The following is a 20,157-nucleotide window of genomic DNA, read 5'->3' on the forward strand; positions in this document are numbered from 1 at the left end:
CAAGGCTTCCTTTTGAATGCCAAGAGGAGAGGCCCAAATGACCACATCGCGTATTCCCGGTTTTCACAACCTGACCCGCAGCGACCGGCTTGCCAAAATAGCCGAAGCCGCCGGGTTGACGGCGCAAGAGGTGGCGCATCTGGAGGCGAGTGCCGCGCATGACGGGGCGTTGGCCGATAACCTGTCGGAGAACGTGATTTCGGTCATGGCGGTGCCATTGGGCGTGGCGACCAACCTGATCGTGGACGGGCAGGAGGTGTTGGTGCCGATGGCAACCGAGGAAAGCTCGGTCATTGCGGCGGTGTGCAATGGGGCGCGCGCGTGCCGTGCAACGGGGGGCGTGACGACGCAGGCGGATGACCCCTGCATGATCGCGCAGGTGCAGCTTACCGGGTTGACCGATCTTGAGGCCGCGCAGGCCAAGATTGAGGCGCGCAAGGCGGAAATCACCGGGATTTGTGACAGTTGTGATCCGATGCTGCTAAAGCTTGGCGGCGGGTTTCGCGATCTTGATGTGCGGATTGCCGGGCCGTTTGTGGTGGTTCACCTGATCGTTGATGTGCGCGATGCAATGGGCGCAAATGCGGTGAACACCATGGCCGAGCGGCTGGCGCCCAAGCTGGAGGAATGGACCGGTGGCAAGGTGGGGTTGCGCATCCTGTCGAACCTTGCCGATCGGCGATTGATGCGCGCCCATGCGGTTTGGAGTGCCGAGGAGATCGGAGCGGCGGCGGTGGCCGGTATTTGCGCCGCGTGGGAGTTTGCCTTTCACGACCCTTACCGCGCGGCGACCCATAACAAGGGGATCATGAACGGTGTGTCCGCCGTGGCGCTGGCCACAGGCAATGACAGCCGCGCGTTGGAGGCGGGGGCGCATGCCTTTGCCGCCAAGGATGGTTATGGCCCGCTGACCCGTTATTCCAAAACGCCTGCGGGTGATTTGATGGGCGAGATCGAATTGCCGATGCCGGTGGGGATTGTTGGCGGGGCGACACGGGTGCATCCGACGGCGCAGGCCTGTCTTAAAATCATGGGGGCCGAGACGGCGGACCGCTTGGGGCGGGTGGTTGCGGCTGTGGGGCTGATCCAGAATTTCTCGGCTTTGCGGGCCTTGGCGGGAGAGGGGATCCAGCGCGGGCACATGGGGCTTCATGCGCGTAACGTGGCGATTGCGGCGGGGGCCGAGGGCTCGGAGATCGACCGGATTGCCGCCGCATTGATAGAACGCGGTGAGGTGCGCGAGGACGTGGCGCGTGAGCTTCTAGGGTAAGATGTTCGCCGCGAGGTGGCGAATTCTTTCAAAGAATTCGGGCCGAAATCCGCGACGGATTTCGGTGCCTCAAACGAATTGCTCGCGGATTAGCCGTTCTTCCAAGCCGTGGCCGGGGTCGAATAGCAGCCGGTGTTCGATGGTCGGCTCTGAGCGGATTTCGACTGTTTGCACATAGAGCACCGATCGGGAGTCCGCGTCGGCCATGACGGGGCGTTTCTCGGGCTGTTGCACGTCGATGCGCACTTCGGCCGCCTTGGGCAGCAACGCGCCACGCCAGCGGCGGGGCCGGAAGGGGGCAATCGCCGTCAGGGCCAGAACGTCCGATCCGATGGGCAGGATCGGGCCGTGGGCAGAGTAGTTATAGGCGGTCGAGCCGGCGGGTGTGGACACGAGCGCGCCGTCACAGACCAGCTCCTCCATCCGCAGCCTTCCATCGACGGTGATCTTGAGCTTGGCCGCCTGCGGGCCCATACGCAACAAGGATACCTCGTTGATCGCCAAGGCTTCGTGAACCGATCCATCGCCACGGGTGGCACGCATCGAGAGCGGGTTAATCACCGTTTCTTCGGCATTGGCGAGGCGTTCGGGCAAGTCGGCTTCGGCGTATTCGTTCATCAGAAAGCCGACGGTGCCGCGGTTCATGCCATAGACCGGCGCATTATTGCCTTGGGTGCGGTGCAGCGTGTGCAGCATAAAGCCATCTCCGCCAAGGGCGACGATGACATCGGCGTTGCTTTCGTCACAATCACCATAGCGCCCGACAAGCGCCGCATGGGCGGTTCGGGCGACGGGCGCGTCGGAGGCGGCAAAGGCGATTTTCAAGCTCATGCGCAAAGTTTCCAATAGGCGGCGCAGCGGGCCAATGGGCCGCGCTTGTCTTTCACCTGCACGATGATTGCCGCGCTGGCAAGTGGAAGTGTCGGAAACAGGGCTTTCAGAGCCCACCGCTTTGCCGTAAATCAACGCCAAAGGCCCATGCGCCCCACTGACTGACGGAGAGAGATCACATGTCCAACCCAGGTTTTTTCACCGAAGAGCTTGCCAGCCGCGACCCCGAGATTGCCAAGGCAATTGATCAGGAGCTTGGTCGTCAACGCGACGAGATCGAGCTTATCGCGAGCGAGAACATCGTTTCCTCTGCTGTGATGGAGGCGCAAGGCTCGGTTATGACCAACAAATACGCCGAAGGTTATCCCGGTCGGCGCTATTACGGTGGGTGCCAATATGTTGATATTGCTGAAAACCTTGCCATTGATCGCGCCAAGGAGCTGTTTGGATGTGACTTTGCCAACGTGCAGCCCAACTCTGGCTCGCAGGCGAACCAAGGGGTCTATCAGGCGCTGCTCAAACCCGGTGATACGATCCTTGGTATGAGCCTTGATGCCGGTGGGCATTTGACCCACGGCGCGCGCCCGAACCAGTCGGGCAAGTGGTTCAACGCCGTGCAATACGGCGTGCGGCAGCAAGACAACCTGCTCGATTACGAACAGGTGGCGGCATTGGCCAAGGAACATCAGCCAAAATTGCTGATCGCGGGCGGCTCGGCCATTCCGCGCCAGATTGATTTTGCCAAGATGCGCGAGATTGCCGACAGCGTTGGCGCGCTTCTTCACGTTGATATGGCCCATTTCGCGGGCCTTGTTGCCGCGGGAGAGCATCCAAGCCCGTTCCCGCATGCGCATGTTGTTACGACGACAACGCATAAAACCCTTCGGGGGCCGCGTGGGGGGATGATCCTCACAAATGATGAAGATATCGCTAAGAAGGTGAACTCCGCGATTTTCCCCGGCATTCAGGGCGGCCCGTTGATGCATGTCATCGCCGGCAAGGCCGTGGCCTTTGGCGAGGCGCTGCGCCCCGATTTCAAAGACTATGCCAAGGCGGTGATCGCCAATGCGCAGGCGATGGGCGATCAGCTGATGAAGGGGGGCTTGCGCTGGTGACCGGTGGCACGGACACCCATGTTTTGCTGGTTGATCTGCGCCCCAAGGGCGTTAAGGGCAACGCCACCGAAAAGGCGCTGGGCCGGGCGCATATCACCTGCAACAAGAACGGTGTGCCGTTTGACCCGGAAAAGCCGACCGTGACCAGCGGTGTGCGGCTCGGTTCGCCCGCAGGCACGACCCGCGGTTTTGGTGAGGCAGAGTTCCGCCAGATCGCCGATTGGATCATCGAGGTGGTCGACGGGCTGGCCGAGAATGGCGAAGAGGCCAACGCCGAGGTCGAGGCCAAGGTCAAAGCCGAGGTCGCCACGCTTTGCGCGCGCTTCCCGCTCTATCCAGAGTTGTGAGTTATTGGGTGGGCCGCGCGCCCGTCTAAAGAGATTGGAAGGGTCATCGCCTTGGGCGGTGGCCTTTTTCTTTGCCGCGGCGTAGCGTGCGGGCGAGTCCAAGGAGAGTAACGCAGATGCCATTGATTTCAGACGATCTTTTGTCACAGATTCGGGCGCGATTTGCGCATGTTGATAGCGATCCGTTTCAGGGTGAGAGGGTGTTTTTTGAGAATGCCGGTGGGGCGTTGACCCTGAAATCGGTGGTGGAAACCTCGGGGTTTTATGCTGCGATCCCTGACAATCAGGGGCGCGATAATGTGGCTGCGCATCGCTTGGTTGCGGTGATTGAAAAGGCGCGCTCGGACATGGCGGAGATGATGAACGCGCCGGGGGGGCAGTTTTTTATGGGCGAAAGCGGGACCGAATTGTTGTTCCGTTTGATTTCGGCGGCATGCCTTGGTGCGGGGGCCGGGCGGGTGTTGGGGTCAACGCTTGAACATCCCGCATCGCGGAGCGCGGCGGCGCGCTGGGCTGGCATCGCAGGGCAGGCGCATGTGCTTGTAAACCATGACGATTCTACGGGCACGGTCGGGGTCGAGCATTACCTGTCCGAGATCACGTCGGACACGGTGGTGGCCACGATCCTGCACACCTCTCCGGTGACGGGCATGACGGTGGATGCGGGCGCGATTGCCGCGGCGATCCGCGAGAAAGCGCCGGAGTGTTTCATCATCGTCGATGGCATCCAGCATGCCGCGCATGGGGCGATTGATCTGGCGGCTTTGGGGGTCGATGGCTATGTGATTTCGCCTTACAAGATGTTCTCGCGGCACGGGTTTGGCTTGGCTTGGGTGTCGGACCGTCTGGCCGCGCTGCCGCATAATAACCTGTTGAAAGGGCCTGAGAAAAACTGGGAAATGGGCACGCGGGATACGGGGGCTTATGCAACGCTATCGGATGTGGCGGACTATCTCGATTGGCTTGGCGGTGAAGTGTCGGAGGCGAGCGATCGCGCCGGGCGGATCAGGGCGGCGGGCGTGGCGATACATGAGCACGAAAAGCGGTTGACCGATGCGATGCTGCAGGGTGTCGGCAACCTGCCGGGGCTTGCGCAGATGCCCGGTGTGACGGTCATCGGTGGCGTGGATAATCCGGCGCGCGAGGGGTTGGTTTCCTTTGCGCTTCAAGGGGTTGCCACGGCTGACGTGGTTGCGAAACTCAACGCTGAAGGGGTGCGCACCCATATCCGCAAGGCCGATCACTACTCCGGTAATGTGCTTGATCCGCTGGGCTTGCCCGACTGCGTGCGCGTGTCGCTTTGCCACTATAACAGCCCCGCCGAGGTGGCGCGGTTTCTGGCGGTGATGAAGGAAATGTTACCCTAGCGCCCGTCATGGTTAACGCCGCTTTCAACGGTAAAACAGCCGGGGGTGACTCCCGGCTGACATCCGGCTGCAATGCGTATGACATCCGAAAACCGCATATGTTTACGCATTATTAAGTTAACGATGCGCACGCCCGTGCTCTTCATTGGCCAAATACCCAAGGTCCGACCTCGCCCCGGATGGGAGGCCTGCGGTAAGGCGGCGGCATTGCCGCTTGCCGCGCCAAGCGTCAGCTTGGCGCCCCCCGACGACGCGCGAAGCGCGGCGCAAAACCTCAGCGCAGTAAGCCGCGCAACGCGAAGAGCACGGCGACAAGCGACAGCATAAGCCACAGCCCGCCCCAGAACATCGTCGTGCCGCCGAATTCCTCGGCCAGCATCCGCGCGTCTGAATGCAGATGCGCGCGCGCCAACGTGTCGGAGAATATATCGAGCGGCACATAGATGATCGAGGTGAGCCCGATCAGCCGCAGCGCGAAATCATTCGGTCCATGCGGCAGGAACCGCGCCAGAGCGAGCAAGAGCGCCCCGCCCGCGATGCAGAAGATCAGCGCAAAGCTGTCGCGCACGTAAAACGCCGCCACAGCCAGCAACACGACGCCAAGCCCGGCCACGACCCAGCGGTCAAGCTGGCTGCGCAGCGCCGCCCAGATCAGCCCAAGCCCGATCAGCAGCGAGCCGAGGTAGCCCGCCGACAGGGTCAGGAACCGGTTGCCGCCGCGCGCCATCACTGCGCCGCCCTCATTCGAGGTGAGCGACAGGCTTTCAACGCTGCCGCCGGTCAGCAACACGGTGATTAGGTGCGACAGTTCATGAAAGAACACCACGAGGATTTTCAGCGGCACCAGCACCGGCGTTCCCCAGAGCAGCGCCACACCGGCGGTCATGGCCAGCAGCAACCAGTGCTTTTGCAGCGCCGCGATCATAGGGTTGCCACGCCGGTTGCGCGCGCTTCGCCCGGTGTCATTCCGGTCCAGCCATGAAAGGCGCGGTAGAACGAATTCGGGTCGCGGTAGGCCAGCAGGTAGGAGATTTCCTGCACGCTCAGATCGTCGCGCCGCAGGTAGTGCAGCGAAAGTTCAGAGCGGGTGCGTTCGAGCACGGATTGAAAGCTTTCCCCTTCGTCTTTCAGTTTGCGTTGCAAGGACCGGCGCGACAGGGCCAGCCGCGCACAGACCGCATCGACCGAGGCATCGCCCGCCGGAAGGATATCAACCAGCGCCCGCCGCACCCGCGCCGTCAGGGGCAGCGCGCGCGAGCGTGCGTCGAGTTGCCGACGCAGGTCGGTTTCGATCAGCCGGTATTGCTCTTCGTTGGCAAAAATCATCCGGCGCGTGGCGTCTTGTGCCGAGAGCCGCAATTCCGGCACCGCAGAGTGCGTTACGGGCGCGCCGAAAAAGGTGCTGAGGTCTGTGTCGGCCTGTGCCGGAGCGCCGACGCCAAGCGGCACGATATGTTCACCGGTAAAGCCGCGGCAGAGCTCGAGAAAATAGACGAGTTCGAAGAACGCGAACCCCGCCGGCCAGCGCTGTCCCGGCATTGGCGACCAGCGCAGGGTCAGCCCGGTTTCATCGCTTTCAGAGACGAGGTGAATGGGTGCGACCAGCGGTTTGAACACCGCCAGCCGGGCAAAGCCGGTGGCGATATCGGGGCTGGATGCGAAGCCATAGATCGCCGGGATCATCGGCCCGCGCGCCATGATCAGCCCGAGATAAAGCGCGAGGTCGGGGCGGTTTGCCTCGTGCTCCGCCGCTTGCCAGACCGCAAAGAATTGTTCGGCCGTGACGCCATGGCTCGGCTGATCAAGGAAATCGGCCGGCAGGCCGATCCGCCGCAGCACACGGGAGGGATCAATCCCAAGCGCAGTTGCGGCTTGGGTGATTTGTGGGCCGATTGGGTAGGTGTCGGGCGTTGACATGGCGTGGCTTTCGCGGGTGGTGTTCGTGACGGGCGGCGCGCGGTTTGAAAGTGCATTGGCAAGGTGTGCTGGGTTGGAAAGATGCACTGGCTTGGCGTGAAATGGCCAGTGTGGCGCGGCGGGTAGGCACCATTTGAAAGTCGATTGGCGCGAATTGCAAGTTTCATTTGCTGTGGAACCCCCTAGATTGAGGGGCGAACAGCCAAGGCAGGAGAGGCGAGACATGCAGATCACCGTGAATGGAACCGCGCATGAGGTGGATGTCGAAGGTGACATGCCGCTTTTGTGGGTGCTGCGCGACGAATTGAACATCAAGGGCGTGAAATACGGCTGTGGCATCGCCCAATGCGGCGCCTGCACCGTTCATATCGACGGTGTTGCCGTCAAATCCTGTCAGGTTGCCGCCGAGGACGTGGATGGTGAGGTCACCACCATCGAAGGTCTGGGCCAGCCCGACGCCTTGCATGCGGTGCAAGAGGCCTGGATCGCGCATCAGGTGGCGCAATGCGGCTATTGCCAGAGCGGTCAGGTGATGTTGGCCGCGAGCTTTCTAAGCGAGACACCCGCGCCGACGGATGCCGAGATTGACGACGCGATGAGCGCCAACCTGTGCCGCTGTGGCACCTATCCGCGCATCCGCGAGGCCGTGAAATCGGCCGCAGCCAAACTGCAGGAGGCCTAAGCCATGAGCCGGATTGGTAAGATTGCCCGCCGCACGTTTTTGATCGGGTCTGCGGCTGTGGTCGGGGGCGTTGCCTTTGGCTATTACATGTATAAACGCCCGGTCGAGAACCCGCTTTTGGGAGGGCTGGGCGAGGGCGAGGCCGCGCTGACGCCTTATGTATTGATCGACGCGAGCGGCATCACCCTGATCACGCCGCGCGCCGACAAGGGGCAGGGCGCCTATCACGTTCAGGCGGCGTTGATCGCCGAAGAGCTGGATGTTGAGCTGGATCAGATCAAGGTCGATCCCGGCCCGCCGAGTGCGGCGTATTACAACACGGCTTTGGCGGGAGAGGGCGTGCCGTTCCCGTCGACCGATGACGGGATGCTGGCCGAAACCGCCCGCGCCGTGATGGACGCGCCGATGAAGTTTCTGGGCATGCAGATCACCGGCGGATCGACCACGGTGCCGGACGGTTGGGAGAAGCTGCGCGTGGCGGGCGCTGTGGCGCGTGAGACGTTGAAAGCCGCCGCCGCAGAGGTGTCGGGGATCAACACCACCGCACTTACCACCGCGAAGGGCCGCGTGATCCTGCCGGATGGCAAGGAGATGACCTATGAGGAACTGGCCCCCGTGGCGGCGGGGATTGAGCCGGTGACATCGGTCAAGCTGCGCGCGCCGGAGGCGTGGCGGTTCATTGGCAAGCCGATGCAGCGGTTGGATATCGTCGCGAAATCCACCGGCACGCAGGACTATGGCATAGATTTCGAGATCGAGGGCATGGTCCATGCCGCCGTCAAGCTGAACCCGCGTCAGGGGGGCAGTGTCACGTCGTTTGACGCCGCCGAGGCGCTGAAGCTGCGCGGTGTCACGGATGTGGTGCAGGTGACCGGCGGTGTGGCCGTTCTGGCTGACAACACGTGGCGCGCGTTCCAAGGGGCCGAGGCGGTCGCTTGCGAGTGGGGCCCGGCCACCTTTGCCCCCGAGATGGAGGCCCATTGGGCGGCCTTGGGTGATGCGATCGACGGCGGGGCGTATGATGGCCGCCCGCGCGACGATGGGGATGCGGCTGCGGCGACGGCAACGGATGCGGTGGAGGCCGAATACCGCGCGCCCTACCTGGCCCACGCGCCGCTTGAGCCGATCAACGCGACCGTTTTGGTGGGAGACGACCGGGTCGATGTCTGGACCGGCACGCAGATCCCGCGGATGACACAGAACAATGTCGCCAAGATCACCGGTGTGGATTTTGACAATGTGCATGTGCATGGGCTGATGATCGGGGGGAGCTTTGGTCATCGGCTGGAGGATGACGTGGTGCGCCGCGCCGCAGAGGTTGCGGTGCAGGTCAAAGGCACGCCGGTCAAGCTCACCTATAGCCGCGAGCAGGATATGCTGCATGACTACACCCGCCCGATCGGCATGGGCCGGATGAAAGGTGCGGTGAAGGGGGGCAAGGTTGTGGCGCTGGATTACCATGTGGCCTCGCCTTCGGTGATGGACAGCCAGATGGGTGAGCGGCAAGGGCTGGCGTTGCCCGGCCCCGACAGCACGATCACGCAGGCGGCGTGGGATCAGCCCTATGCGATCCCGGATTACCGGGTGACGGGGTATCGCGTGCCGGGGCTGGCGCCGGTGTCGTCATGGCGCTCGGTCGGGGCGTCGATCAACGGCTTCTTCCACGAGGCGTTTCTGGACGAGTTGATCCATGAGGCCGGGGCGGACCCGATGGCGGAACGCATCCGCCTGTGCACGCATGAGCCGACGCGCAAAGTGCTGGAAGCCGTCGCCGAGATGAGCGGCTGGAGCGGGCCGCGCCCGGACACAGGTGTGGGGCGTGGTGTTGCGATGAGCATTTCGTTTGGCACCGCCTGTGCCGAGGTGGTCGAGGTGCGCCAGACCGAGGAGGGTTTGAAGATCGAAAACGTCTGGGTCGCGGCGGATGTTGGCCGGGTGGTTGACCCGGTCAATTTTGACGGGCTGGTCAAGGGCGGCGTTGTCTTTGGGCTGGGCCATGCGATGCTGGGCGAGATTACCTATGCCGATGGCGCCGCAGAGCAGGAAAACTACGATAGTTTCGAGGCGATGCGGATCAACCAATGCCCGAATATCTTCGTGCGCGGCCTTGAGAACGGCGAAAAGATCCGCGGCATCGGCGAACCTCCGGTCCCGCCCGCCGCACCCGCGCTGGCCAATGCAATTTTCGCAGCCACAGGTGAGAGGCTTCGCGAGATGCCGTTTGCCAAATTCATCGACTTTGCGTGAGGTAAGCGCCGCCCCCAAAAACACGGCCCACCCACCCGCCCCCGCGTTTTTGGGGGCTTGTGCCAAATGTGGTGCGGGCTGTGTTTGCACACCATCGGGGGCTGAGTGTTTTAAGAAAGATAAAAGGGCGGCGCGCCGGTGAAAGCTGGCGCGCCGCTCTGGCTTTCTTCAATGGAAAAATACCCAAATCCCACGCTTGCGCCAAGCTGAGGCAATGCCAATAAGGCGTGCCGTTGCAGCGGGTTGGCGCCGAGCGAAGCGAGGCGCCCCCCGGCGACGCCGAAGGCGGCGCAACCCCTTTGACATGGCACAAGGCGGCTTGAAGCGGGGCGAACACGGCCTTAGGGTCAGCCCATGATTTATAAGCTTCCGATCCGTGTTTATTACGAAGATACCGATATGGCAGGTATCGTCTATTACGCCAACTACCTGCGCTATATCGAACGCGGGCGCAGCGAGTGGGTGCGCGAGGTTGGGTTGGATCAGAACATTATGAAAGAGCGGGACGGCATTGTTTTTGCCGTGCGCCGGGTTGAGGCGGATTATCTGGCGCCTGCCAAGTTGGATGACGAATTGGTTGTTGAAACCTGGGTTGAGAGTCTCAAACCTGTGCGCATGGTCATGGGACAGGAGGTCAAGCGCGGTGATCAGGTGTTGTTTCGCGCCATGGTCACGGTGATTTGCATGACGCTTGGTGGTAAGCCCGTAAGGTTACCGAAATGGAACGAAGCGGGCTGAAAACGTGAGTGGGGCGGCGAAAATCCGCTTGGCTCTGGTCACGGTTGCGCGAAATCAGGCGGGTTTGATGCCGATCTTGTTGGTTTTCCCCTTTCGATAGGCTAGTTTGCGTTACTAAGAAGACCAAAAATGGTCATCGGGCAACGACCCGGGTAACAAAAAGAGCAGGCAGATGGACACAAACACACTCGCCCTGGCGCAGGAGATTGATTTCTCTTTGTGGGCCTTATTCGCGCGCGCCACGATTTCGGTGAAACTGGTGATGACCCTGCTGGTCGTCGCTTCGTTCTGGTCATGGTCGATCATCATTCAAAAGCTGATCAACTATCGCAAGGCCCATGCCGAGGCGGAGAAATTTGACCGCGCCTTTTGGTCGGGGGAGCCGTTGGATGCGTTGTTCGAGCAGATCGGCTCTGATCCCAAGGGGCAGTCACAGAAGGTGTTCGCCGCCGGCATGATCGAGTGGCGACGCTCGCATAAACCCAGCGGCGAGTTGATCGCCGGGGCGCAGGCGCGGATTGATCGCAGCATGGATGTCGCCATCGCCAAGGAGGCCGAGGGCCTGCAGCGCGGCTTGCCGGTTTTGGCGACGGTTGGGTCGACCGCGCCGTTTGTCGGATTGTTCGGCACGGTGATCGGGATCATGAACGCCTTTGTCGAGATCGCCCAGCAGCAGAACACCAACCTTGCCGTGGTTGCGCCCGGCATTGCCGAGGCCTTGCTGGCCACCGCTTTGGGTTTGCTGGCCGCCATTCCGGCGGTGATTTTCTATAACAAGCTGAGCGCGGACAGTGACCGGATCATCGCGGGCTATGAAGCCTTTGCCGATGAATTCGCGACCATCCTGAGCCGTCAGCTGGACAGCTGAGCGATGGGTGGCGGTGTCATAAAATCGAGCGGTGCGGGGGGCGGATCACGCCGTCGTCGCCGCGGCGGGCGTGCCCAGCCGATGAGCGAGATCAACGTCACGCCCTTTGTTGACGTGATGTTGGTTCTGCTGATCATCTTCATGGTGGCGGCGCCGTTGATGACCGTGGGTGTTCCGGTGGAATTGCCGAAAACCGCGGCCAATGCCTTGCCAACCGAGGCCGAGGAGCCGTTGACCGTGACCATCACCGCCGGAGGCGTGGTGATGTTGCAGCGCACCGAAGTGGCGCGAGACGAGTTGATTGGCAAGCTGCGCGCTGTGGCTGCCGAACGCGAGAGCGACCGCGTGTTCCTGCGGGCCGATGGGGCGGTGCCCTATGCCGACGTGGTGCAGGTCATGGGCGCACTTAACCGTGGTGGATTTTCCAATATCGGGCTGGTGACGGACACTGGCGGGCCCGAGCTCAACGAGGGCGGAAACTGAGCAGCCCATGCAAACGGGGCAGATCATATCAGCGGTGGGCCATGTGGGGCTCCTTGGGTGGATGTTGTTTGGTGGCAGCTTCCAGCAGGAGCCTTTGCCGTTTGAAGTGACCGAAGTGGCGGTGATCAGCACGCAGGAGTTCGAGGCGATGACGGCCGCGCAAGGCGCGCCGCAGACGGTGACCGAAGTGGCCAAGCCGCAAGCGCCCGCCCCCGATGTGCCGCCCGCGCCGAGCGTGCCGCCGCAGCAGGACAAGCCCAAAGAGGTGAGCGAGCCGGTCGCCACCGAGACGCCCAAACCCGATGTGACGCCCGAGCCGCTGGCCCCCGCGCCCAAGCCCGTTGACGTGACCGACCAGCCGCCCGAGATCTCTCCTCCGCCCGAGGATGTCGCCGCATTGGTGCCCAAGGTCAGCCCGCGTCCGCAGGCCCGCCCGGCAGAGCGCGTGGCCCCCAAGCCCGTGGCCCAACCGCCCGCGCCCGACGCCAAGGTTGACCCGGTGGTGCGCGAGCAGAGTGATCCGAACACCACAAGCGAGACGCCGAAGCCCAAGGAGGCGGCAACCGCCCCGCGTGAGGCCGTCAAGGAGATCGTGCCCGAGGCCAATGACAAGGTGAGCTCGGCGCCCAAAACCTCGGTGCGCCCGAAAGTGCGCCCGAACCGGCCCAAGCCGGCGGCGAAGCCTGCTGCCAAACCCGCCGCGACCGAACCGGACACCAAGAAAGCAGTGAACTCTGCGCTGGCTGAGGCGTTGGGTGGGGGGAACACGCCGCAGGAGAGCAGCGGAAACAACGGCCAGGGCGGCGCAGATCCGCTTAGCCAGGGAGAGAAAGATGGGCTGATCGCCGCCGTTTCGGAATGCTGGACTGTCGATCCGGGGGCGGCATCGGGTAGTGTGACTGTGGTGGTGTCGGTGAGTTTGGACCGGAATGGCAAGCTGGCGGCGAGTCCGAAGCTGGTCTCGTCCAGCGGCGGCGAGAAGGCGGCGGTGGATGTGGCGTTCCGCCGGGCGCGCACAGCGGTGATTTCATGTGGGCGCGCCGGGTTCGATTTGCCGGAAGAGAAATACGAGACGTGGCGAGAGATTGAGATGACGTTCAATCCCGAGAAAATGAGGCTGAGATGAGCATCAGAGTTTTGAGTGCGGTTTTGATGAGTGTGCTGTTGTGGGCGTTGCCTGTGGCGGCGCAGCAGGGGCCGCTTAGGATTGAGATCACCGACGGCGTTCAGGAGCCCTTGCCCTATGCGGTGCCGGATTTCGTGCCGGAAAATGGCGCATCGGGCGAGATGGCGTTGAATATCGCGCGGGTGGTGGCAGATGATCTGACCGGGACGGGCCTGTTCCGCGAGATCGGCAAAGAGGCGTTTATCAGCCGGATCACCAGCTTTTCCTCGCCAGTAGAGTTTGCCGATTGGAAAGCGATCAATGCGCAGGCTTTGATCACAGGGGCGGTGAGCGTGAATGGCGGCAATATCACGGTGAAATTCCGGGTTTGGGATGTGTTTGCCGGTCAGGAGCTTGGCGATGGGTTGCAATTTGCCGGCACCACCGAGGGCTGGCGACGGATGGCGCATAAGGTGGCGGATGCGGTCTATGAGCGGATCACCGGTGAGGGCGGATATTTCGACAGTCGGGTGGTTTTCGTCAGTGAAACGGGGCCGAAGAATGATCGCAAGAAGCGGCTTGCGGTGATGGATTACGATGGCGCCAATGTGCAGTATTTGACCGATAGCCGGTCGATCGTGCTGAACCCGCGGTTTTCGCCGACGGGCGACCGGGTGCTTTATACCAGCTATCAGAGCGGGTTTCCGCGGATCAACGTGTTGGATGTGGCCAATGTCGGGCAGAGAGTGTTGCAATCGCGCGATGGCACGCAGAGCTTTGGTCCTCGGTTCAGCCCGGATGGTCAGCGGGTCGTCTTTTCGCTCGAAGCGGGGGGCAATACCGATATTTACGTGATGGACATTGCCAGTGGCGCGGAAACGCGGCTCACGGCGGCGCCGTCGATTGAAACCAGTCCGAGCTTTTCGCCGGATGGCAGCAAGATCGTGTTTGAGAGTGATCGCTCGGGCGCGCGCCAGCTTTATGTGATGAATGCCAGCGGTGGCGAGGCGCAGCGGATCAGCAACGGTGCAGGCAATTACGGCACGCCGGTGTGGAGCCCACGGGGCGATTTGATTGCCTTTACCAAGCAAAACAAGGGGCGGTTTCATATCGGCGTGATGAAAACCGATGGCGGGGCCGAGCGGCTTTTGACGGCATCGTTTCTGGAAGAAGGGCCGACGTGGTCGCCCAACGGGCGGGTCATCATGTTCACCCGCGAGACACAGGGCGCGGGCGGTGAGGCAAGCCTTTACCGCGTGGATATCACCGGGCGGACGTTGAAGAAGGTGCGCACACCGGGTGGCGCGTCTGATCCATCGTGGAGCCCGTTGCAGAAATGAGCGGGGCGTTTTCTTTGAAAGAAAACGGTCAAAAATCCTTTGAGGATTTTTCGGTGTTTTCCGGAGCGGAAAACAGGTCGAAATCTTTGAAAGATTTCGGGTAGGCCGGGATTTGCGCAAGGGCGTATGGGTGATTCCCATGTGCGGTGGGTTGTGGTAGAAAGTGTTAAAGCGTTTCGGTTTTAGCCCGAAACGCTTCAATAAAACAAAAACGAGGCACGAGAGAATGAGCTATCTGGTAAAACCGCTGTTGGTTGTGGCGGCATTGGCCCTTGGCGCCTGTACGGATGCGGGGCGGTTTGGTGGTGACACGGGCGCAGGCACCGGGACCGGCGCAGGCAATGGTGGCGGTGTCATCGAAGGCAGCGCCAACGATCCGAAATCACCGCTTTATTTTCAGCAGGCGATTGGCGACCGGGTCTTGTTTGACATTGATCAGCACACGCTGAACCCTGCGGCGAAACAGGTTCTGGACGGGCAGGCGAGCTGGCTGACCACCAACACCGATTACAACGCGGTGATCGAGGGCCATGCCGATGAGCAGGGCACGCGGGAATATAACCTTGCGCTGGGTGCGCGGCGGGCCAATGCGGTGCGGGAGTATCTTGCATCGCGTGGGTTGGCATCACACCGGATGAAAACCCTGAGTTACGGCAAGGAGCGCCCGATCGAGGTTTGTTCGGAAGAAGCCTGTTACCGTCAGAACCGTCGCGCGGTGACCGTGTTGTCGGCCGGCGTTAGCGGCTAAGCGGGACAAGAAAGCGGAGAGACAGATGCGCAAACTTTTGGGGCGTATTGCTATTGTGGGGCTTTGCCTCTGGGCAGTTCCTGTTATGGCGCAGGATCAGCAGGCACCGGACAAGCAAACTCTGGCGGATATTCGTCAGGAGTTGACCGTGCTGTATGTGGAAATCCAGAAGCTGAAGCGCGAGATGTCGACCACGGGAGGCGCGGGTGCGACGCAGGGTGGCTCTGTTTTGGACCGGGTTGGTTCGATTGAGAGCGAGTTGGCGCGGCTGACGGCAAAGACCGAAGAGCTGCAATTCCGGCTGGATGCGATCGTCAAGGACGGGACCAACCGGATTGCGGATCTTGAGTTCCGGCTGGTTGAGCTTGAAGGCGGGGACGTTAGCAAGCTTAAACAGACCACCACGCTGGGCGGGGCTGCGGGGGCGAACCCGAACCCGTCGGGCGGCAATGCTGGCGGTGTTGCGGGCAATGGCAATGGCGGTTCTGGTGGCGATGCGCCGCAGCTTGCGCTGGGTGAGAAGGCCGATTTCGATGCGGCGAAAGCGGCGTTGGAGAAGGGCGAACACGCCGGTGCGGCGGAGAAATTCGCCGCCTTCAACGAGACATATCCCGGCAGCCCGATGGCGGCGGCGGCGAATCTTGGCCGTGGTCAGGCGCTGGAAGCGGGCGGCGATCTGACCAACGCGGCGCGGGCATACCTTGAGGCCTTTAGCCTTGAGCCAAATGGCTCTCAAGCGCCTGAGGCGCTGTATCATCTGGGCCGGGGCCTTGGCCGGTTGGGCCAGACCAACGAGGCGTGTGTGACGCTGGGCGAGGTTGGCACACGCTTTCCGGGCGGCGCGGCAGAGACCAAGGCGCGTGAGGAAATGACGCGTCTGGGCTGTTCGTGAGCGAAAAGCGCGACGACTTTCTCAATCACCTGATCGGTTCGCCCTTTGCCAGTCTTGGCGTGGGGCGTATCGGCGTGGCCGTGTCAGGCGGCGGCGACAGCATGGCGTTGCTCTGTCTGGTAACGGATTGGGCGAAAGAAAACGGCGCGGTGATTTCTGCTGTAACGGTCGATCACGGCTTGCGGCCCGAGGCAGCAGCGGAAGCGGCAGGCGTGGCGGCGTTTTGTGCCGCGCGCCGTACCCCGCATGAGGTTTTGCGTTGGGACGGCTGGGACGGCAAAGGCAATGTGCAGAGCGCAGCGCGGGCGGCGCGGTATCGGTTGATTGCTGGATGGGCCAAGGCGAACGACGTCGAGGCGGTGTGCCTTGGCCATACGCGCGACGATCAGGCGGAGACGTTTTTGATGCGGTTGGCACGCAAGGCCGGGTCAGACGGGCTTCGCGGGATGGCGGATACGTTTGAGCGCGAGGGTGTGCAGTGGCTGCGGCCATTGTTGCAGGCCGACCGCGAGGATTTGCGCGGATATTTGCGGCGGCAGGATGTCGCGTGGGTGGAGGACCCCAGCAACGAGGACAGGCGGTTTGACCGGGTGAAAGCGCGTCAGGCAATGGCGGCGTTGGGCCCGCTGGGCATTGACGCCGGGGTGCTGAGCGCGGTGGCGCAGAACCTGAGCGGCGAGAACGCCCTTATCCGCGAAACGGTACGCAACGCGCTGGCGGGGCAGGTCGAGGCGCATATGGGCGCGCTGTGCTGTGGCGAGACGGTTTTTGCGGCGTTGCACCCGGAGATCAGGCGGCGGTTTTTGATGGCGGCGGTGCAGTGGATCGGCGGTGGCGATTACAAACCCCGGTTGAGTGCTGTGTCCGAGCTTGAAACTGCGTTGCAGCAAGGCGACGCGCATACGGTCGGCGGGGTGATTGGCTGGGTCAGCAAAGGGCGTGTCTGGTTGGCGCGGGAGTATGAGCGGGTCCGCGAGGCGCGTGGCACCCCGTTTGACGGGCGGTGGCAGATTGACGGGGTGACGTTGCGGCAGGAAGAGGGCCGGGAAAACGGCCAAGAGATTCGCGCATTGGGGCCGAATGGGTTACAACAGCTTGGAAATTGGCGCGATTTGGGCTTGCCGCGCCGCGCCTTATTGCCTCTGCCAGCGGTTTGGGAGGGTGAAAACCTTGTTTGTGCCCCCTTGTTGGACGCGCCAATCGCCGGATTGGGCGTTAAAGCGACCGATCTGCGCCCAAGTTTCGACAAGTGGCTGATGCAGCATTGAACCCGGGCGCGGGATGTCTATTTTAGTCGGGTGGCTTATGTGCTAGGCGCAGAGCCGATTTACTTATGGGAGAATTGCCTTGGGCAACGCACGTAACATCGCCTTCTGGGTCGTCCTGTTCCTGTTGATACTGGCCTTGTTCAATCTGTTCTCGGGTGGTGGCAACTCGTTGCAGAGCCGCGAGATCAGCTATTCGGAATTTGTGGCCGCAGTGAATGACGGCCGGGTGAGCCAAGTGACGCTGGATGGCGAGCAGGTGCGGTTCCGCGGCAACGACGGCAAGGATTATGTCGCGATCAAGCCCGAGGACGCCGAAGTCACAACGCTTTTGATCGGTAAAGACATCCCGATGAAGGCGGAAAGCCAAGAGCAATCTGGCTTTCAGACCTTTATCCTGAGCCTGTTGCCGTTCCTGTTGCTGATCGGGGTGTGGATTTATTTCATGAACCGGATGCAGGGTGGCGGCAAAGGTGGCGCGATGGGCTTTGGCAAGTCCAAGGCCAAGATGCTGACCGAAAAGCACGGGCGCGTGACGTTTGACGACGTGGCGGGGATCGACGAGGCCAAGGAAGAGTTGGAAGAGATCGTTGAATTCCTGCGCAATCCGCAGAAATTCTCGCGTCTTGGCGGGAAAATCCCCAAGGGTGCGCTGCTTGTTGGCCCTCCGGGGACAGGTAAGACGTTGCTGGCGCGGGCGATTGCGGGTGAAGCGGGTGTGCCGTTCTTCACCATCTCGGGTTCGGATTTTGTGGAAATGTTCGTGGGCGTCGGCGCGAGCCGTGTGCGCGACATGTTCGAGCAGGCCAAGAAAAACGCGCCCTGTATCGTGTTCATTGACGAGATCGACGCCGTGGGCCGCCATCGTGGCGCCGGTTATGGCGGCGGCAATGACGAGCGTGAGCAGACGCTGAACCAATTGCTTGTCGAGATGGACGGGTTTGAGGCCAACGAGGGTGTGATCATCATCGCGGCGACCAACCGGAAAGACGTGCTGGACCCGGCGTTGCTGCGCCCCGGCCGGTTTGACCGTCAGGTCACCGTCGACAACCCCGACATCAAGGGCCGCGAGAAGATTTTGGGCGTGCATGCGCGCAAGACACCGCTTGGGCCGGATGTGGACCTGCGCATTATTGCGCGTGGGACGCCGGGCTTTTCGGGTGCGGATCTTGCCAACCTTGTCAACGAGGCGGCGCTGACTGCGGCGCGGATCGGGCGGCGGTTTGTGACCATGGAGGATTTCGAATTCGCCAAGGACAAGATCATGATGGGCGCCGAGCGCCGGTCGATGGTGTTGACCAAGGACCAGAAGGAAAAGACCGCTTATCACGAGGCTGGCCACGCGATTGTGGGGCTGAAGCTTGATAAATGCGATCCGGTTTACAAGGCGACGATCATTCCGCGCGGTGGCGCGTTGGGCATGGTGATGAGCCTGCCGGAAATGGACAAGCTTCAGATGTTCAAGGACGAAGCCGAGCAGCGGATTGCCATGACCATGGCGGGCAAGGCGGCGGAGATCATCAAGTACGGTCCTGACTCGGTCTCGTCCGGTCCGGTGGGCGACATCATGCAGGCCAGTGCTTTGGCCCGCGCGATGGTGATGCGCTATGGCTGGTCCGACAAGGTGGGCAACATTGATTACCAGGAGGCCGCAGAGGCGTTCCGGGGCAATGGGGCCGGGGGCTTTTCGATTTCGGCCCACACCAAGGAGCTGATCGAGAGCGAAGTGAAGCGCGTGATCGACGAAGGCTATGAGCGGGCGGTCAAGATCATTGACGAGAACCGCGAAGAGTGGGAGCGGCTGGCCGAGGGGCTGTTGGAATACGAAACCCTGACCGGCGAAGAGATCAACCGGGTGATCCGGGGCGAACCGCCGCACAAGGGCGACGACGAGGATGATTCACCGGATGAGGGCAGCGCCCCATCGGTCACGGCCATCCCGAAGACCAAGCCCAAGGCGAAGGCCGACAAGCCGAAAGATGACGGCGGTATGGAGCCTGAGCCCTCGGCATGAGCGCGAGCAAAGTGAAGAGTGATTGGAATCCCGGGGCCTATTCAAGGTTCCGGGATTTACGTGCGCGCCCTGCGTTGGATTTGCTTTTGGCCGTGCGCACGGTGGGGGGCGGCGATGTGGTCGACCTTGGCTGTGGCAATGGCGCGATGGGACCGAGCCTGAGAGAGCGGTTTGCCGGGCATGGGATTGTCGGGGTTGATGCCTCGCCTGCGATGTTGGGCAAGGCGGGGGAGAGCGGTGCCTATGACCGTTTGGATGAGGCCGATATTGCGGGCTGGGAGACCAAACGCGCGGGGCTGATTTATTCCAACGCTGCGCTGCATTGGTTGGGCGATCACGAGGCGTTGTTTCCCAAGTTGGTCGGGATGCTGGCCAAGGGGGGCACGCTGGCCGTGCAAATGCCGCATCAAAACAATGCGCCGTCGCACCGGCTTTGGGTGTCGCTGGCGGAGGAGTTGTTTCCGGGGCGGGTGGATACGGAAAGTGGTCCGGGGGTGATGACGCCGCCGCGGTATTTTCATCTGCTGTCCGGCTTGGGGCAGTTCGCCTTGTGGGAAACCGAGTATTACCAAGTGCTTGGCGCGGATGCGAGCGGGCATCCGGTGCGCCGGTTCACCGAGAGCACCTATGCGCGGCCGATATTGGATCTGCTGGCCGCTGATGAGCAGGCGGCGTTGATCGCGCGCTATGAGGCGGTGATGGAGAAGGCCTATCCACGTGGGGAGGATGGCACGGTTCTGTTCCCGTTCCGGCGGATGTTCTTCACGGTGAGCGTTTAAAAAGCCGCATTCAGGCAGCTCCCGCCCACCCGACCCCGCGGCCTTCATGCGGCTTTGGGGGCGTTTGTTGGCTGGGTTGCAATGAGTATTTTGGGCAAGATGAAAGCTGTGCGGCTGGAGGCGGGTTTGGGTGCGCGTCGGTTGCGCGT

At 62.1% G+C, this 20,157-nt stretch carries 17 protein-coding genes and 1 pseudogene; 15 read left to right on the forward strand and 3 right to left on the reverse strand.

Translation table 11 applies throughout. The annotated features are described in order from the left end of the window. Positions 1-37 precede the first annotated feature (37 nt). The gene (locus N4R57_02305) at positions 38-1,270 is read left to right on the forward strand and encodes a hydroxymethylglutaryl-CoA reductase, degradative (protein ID UYV37961.1); all 1,233 of its coding nucleotides are present in this window, start codon (positions 38-40) and stop codon (positions 1,268-1,270) included. A gap of 69 nt (positions 1,271-1,339) precedes the next feature. Here N4R57_02305 and N4R57_02310 read toward each other — a convergent pair whose 3' ends face one another. Continuing rightward, complete coding sequence (locus N4R57_02310) at positions 1,340-2,101, reverse strand: NAD kinase (protein ID UYV37962.1); 762 nt, start codon at positions 2,099-2,101, stop codon at positions 1,340-1,342. Positions 2,102-2,280: 179 nt separating this feature from the next. Here N4R57_02310 and N4R57_02315 point away from each other — a divergent pair. Continuing rightward, positions 2,281-3,563 (forward strand): annotated as a pseudogene (locus N4R57_02315) (serine hydroxymethyltransferase). 116 nt (positions 3,564-3,679) lie between these two features. After that, the gene (locus N4R57_02320) at positions 3,680-4,930 is read left to right on the forward strand and encodes an aminotransferase class V-fold PLP-dependent enzyme (protein ID UYV37963.1); all 1,251 of its coding nucleotides are present in this window, start codon (positions 3,680-3,682) and stop codon (positions 4,928-4,930) included. Positions 4,931-5,204: 274 nt separating this feature from the next. Here the strand turns inward: N4R57_02320 and N4R57_02325 are convergent, their stop codons facing one another. After that, complete coding sequence (locus N4R57_02325) at positions 5,205-5,855, reverse strand: M50 family metallopeptidase (protein UYV37964.1); 651 nt, start codon at positions 5,853-5,855, stop codon at positions 5,205-5,207. Next, positions 5,852-6,847 (reverse strand): AraC family transcriptional regulator, encoded by a 996-nt coding sequence (locus tag N4R57_02330; protein ID UYV37965.1) that lies wholly within the window; start codon positions 6,845-6,847, stop codon positions 5,852-5,854. Before N4R57_02330 ends, N4R57_02325 begins: the two co-directional genes overlap by 4 nt. Before the next feature lie 223 nt (positions 6,848-7,070). On the opposite strand from N4R57_02330, the gene N4R57_02335 reads away from it, so the two are divergent. From N4R57_02335 to N4R57_02390, 12 genes are all read left to right on the forward strand, one after another. Then, a complete protein-coding gene (locus N4R57_02335) occupies positions 7,071-7,529 on the forward strand; it encodes a (2Fe-2S)-binding protein (protein UYV37966.1) in 459 nt (152 codons plus the stop codon). Positions 7,530-7,532: 3 nt separating this feature from the next. Then, on the forward strand, positions 7,533-9,776 hold the full coding sequence (locus N4R57_02340; protein UYV37967.1) for a molybdopterin-dependent oxidoreductase: 2,244 nt from the start codon (positions 7,533-7,535) through the stop codon (positions 9,774-9,776). 354 nt (positions 9,777-10,130) lie between these two features. Continuing rightward, positions 10,131-10,514, forward strand: a complete 384-nt coding sequence (ybgC, locus tag N4R57_02345) for a tol-pal system-associated acyl-CoA thioesterase (protein UYV37968.1) — start codon at positions 10,131-10,133, stop codon at positions 10,512-10,514. Between the two features lie 172 nt (positions 10,515-10,686). Next, entirely contained in the window at positions 10,687-11,382 is a 696-nt protein-coding gene (gene tolQ, locus N4R57_02350) for a protein TolQ (GenBank protein UYV37969.1), read from the forward strand. 3 nt (positions 11,383-11,385) lie between these two features. After that, entirely contained in the window at positions 11,386-11,865 is a 480-nt protein-coding gene (tolR, locus tag N4R57_02355) for a protein TolR (protein ID UYV37970.1), read from the forward strand. Between the two features lie 7 nt (positions 11,866-11,872). Continuing rightward, positions 11,873-12,991 (forward strand): energy transducer TonB, encoded by a 1,119-nt coding sequence (locus N4R57_02360; protein ID UYV37971.1) that lies wholly within the window; start codon positions 11,873-11,875, stop codon positions 12,989-12,991. Beyond that, positions 12,988-14,310 (forward strand): Tol-Pal system beta propeller repeat protein TolB, encoded by a 1,323-nt coding sequence (tolB, locus tag N4R57_02365; protein ID UYV37972.1) that lies wholly within the window; start codon positions 12,988-12,990, stop codon positions 14,308-14,310. Before N4R57_02360 ends, tolB begins: the two co-directional genes overlap by 4 nt. A 226-nt stretch (positions 14,311-14,536) precedes the next feature. Next, the gene (pal, locus tag N4R57_02370) at positions 14,537-15,058 is read left to right on the forward strand and encodes a peptidoglycan-associated lipoprotein Pal (GenBank protein ID UYV37973.1); all 522 of its coding nucleotides are present in this window, start codon (positions 14,537-14,539) and stop codon (positions 15,056-15,058) included. A gap of 25 nt (positions 15,059-15,083) precedes the next feature. Then, complete coding sequence (gene ybgF / locus N4R57_02375; GenBank protein ID UYV37974.1) at positions 15,084-15,950, forward strand: tol-pal system protein YbgF; 867 nt, start codon at positions 15,084-15,086, stop codon at positions 15,948-15,950. Continuing rightward, positions 15,947-17,218 (forward strand): tRNA lysidine(34) synthetase TilS, encoded by a 1,272-nt coding sequence (gene tilS / locus N4R57_02380; GenBank protein ID UYV37975.1) that lies wholly within the window; start codon positions 15,947-15,949, stop codon positions 17,216-17,218. The genes ybgF and tilS overlap by 4 nt, the downstream gene beginning before the upstream one ends. Positions 17,219-17,297: 79 nt before the next feature. Beyond that, positions 17,298-19,229 carry an ATP-dependent zinc metalloprotease FtsH gene (ftsH, locus tag N4R57_02385; GenBank protein ID UYV37976.1) on the forward strand — a complete coding sequence of 644 codons (1,932 nt, stop codon included), beginning with the start codon at positions 17,298-17,300 and terminating at the stop codon, positions 19,227-19,229. Then, positions 19,226-20,008 carry a methyltransferase domain-containing protein gene (locus tag N4R57_02390; GenBank protein UYV37977.1) on the forward strand — a complete coding sequence of 261 codons (783 nt, stop codon included), beginning with the start codon at positions 19,226-19,228 and terminating at the stop codon, positions 20,006-20,008. Before ftsH ends, N4R57_02390 begins: the two co-directional genes overlap by 4 nt. Positions 20,009-20,157: the final 149 nt, after the last annotated feature.

Source organism: Rhodobacteraceae bacterium D3-12, assembly GCA_025916135.1.
GTDB lineage: Bacteria > Pseudomonadota > Alphaproteobacteria > Rhodobacterales > Rhodobacteraceae > JAKGBX01.

Excerpts from the sequence above, each read along its gene's own strand:
- N4R57_02360 (UYV37971.1), top strand. The coding sequence starts at position 11,873 with ATGCAAACGGGGCAGATCATATCAGCGGTGGGCCATGTGGGGCTCCTT.
- tolR (UYV37970.1), top strand. The coding sequence starts at position 11,386 with ATGGGTGGCGGTGTCATAAAATCGAGCGGTGCGGGGGGCGGATCACGC.
- ybgF (UYV37974.1), top strand. The coding sequence starts at position 15,084 with ATGCGCAAACTTTTGGGGCGTATTGCTATTGTGGGGCTTTGCCTCTGG.
- N4R57_02390 (UYV37977.1), top strand. The coding sequence starts at position 19,226 with ATGAGCGCGAGCAAAGTGAAGAGTGATTGGAATCCCGGGGCCTATTCA.
- ybgC (UYV37968.1), top strand. The coding sequence starts at position 10,131 with ATGATTTATAAGCTTCCGATCCGTGTTTATTACGAAGATACCGATATG.
- pal (UYV37973.1), top strand. The coding sequence starts at position 14,537 with ATGAGCTATCTGGTAAAACCGCTGTTGGTTGTGGCGGCATTGGCCCTT.
- N4R57_02330 (UYV37965.1), bottom strand. The coding sequence starts at position 6,847 with ATGTCAACGCCCGACACCTACCCAATCGGCCCACAAATCACCCAAGCC.
- tolB (UYV37972.1), top strand. The coding sequence starts at position 12,988 with ATGAGCATCAGAGTTTTGAGTGCGGTTTTGATGAGTGTGCTGTTGTGG.
- N4R57_02325 (UYV37964.1), bottom strand. The coding sequence starts at position 5,855 with ATGATCGCGGCGCTGCAAAAGCACTGGTTGCTGCTGGCCATGACCGCC.
- N4R57_02340 (UYV37967.1), top strand. The coding sequence starts at position 7,533 with ATGAGCCGGATTGGTAAGATTGCCCGCCGCACGTTTTTGATCGGGTCT.
- N4R57_02305 (UYV37961.1), top strand. The coding sequence starts at position 38 with ATGACCACATCGCGTATTCCCGGTTTTCACAACCTGACCCGCAGCGAC.
- tolQ (UYV37969.1), top strand. The coding sequence starts at position 10,687 with ATGGACACAAACACACTCGCCCTGGCGCAGGAGATTGATTTCTCTTTG.
- N4R57_02310 (UYV37962.1), bottom strand. The coding sequence starts at position 2,101 with ATGAGCTTGAAAATCGCCTTTGCCGCCTCCGACGCGCCCGTCGCCCGA.
- N4R57_02320 (UYV37963.1), top strand. The coding sequence starts at position 3,680 with ATGCCATTGATTTCAGACGATCTTTTGTCACAGATTCGGGCGCGATTT.
- N4R57_02335 (UYV37966.1), top strand. The coding sequence starts at position 7,071 with ATGCAGATCACCGTGAATGGAACCGCGCATGAGGTGGATGTCGAAGGT.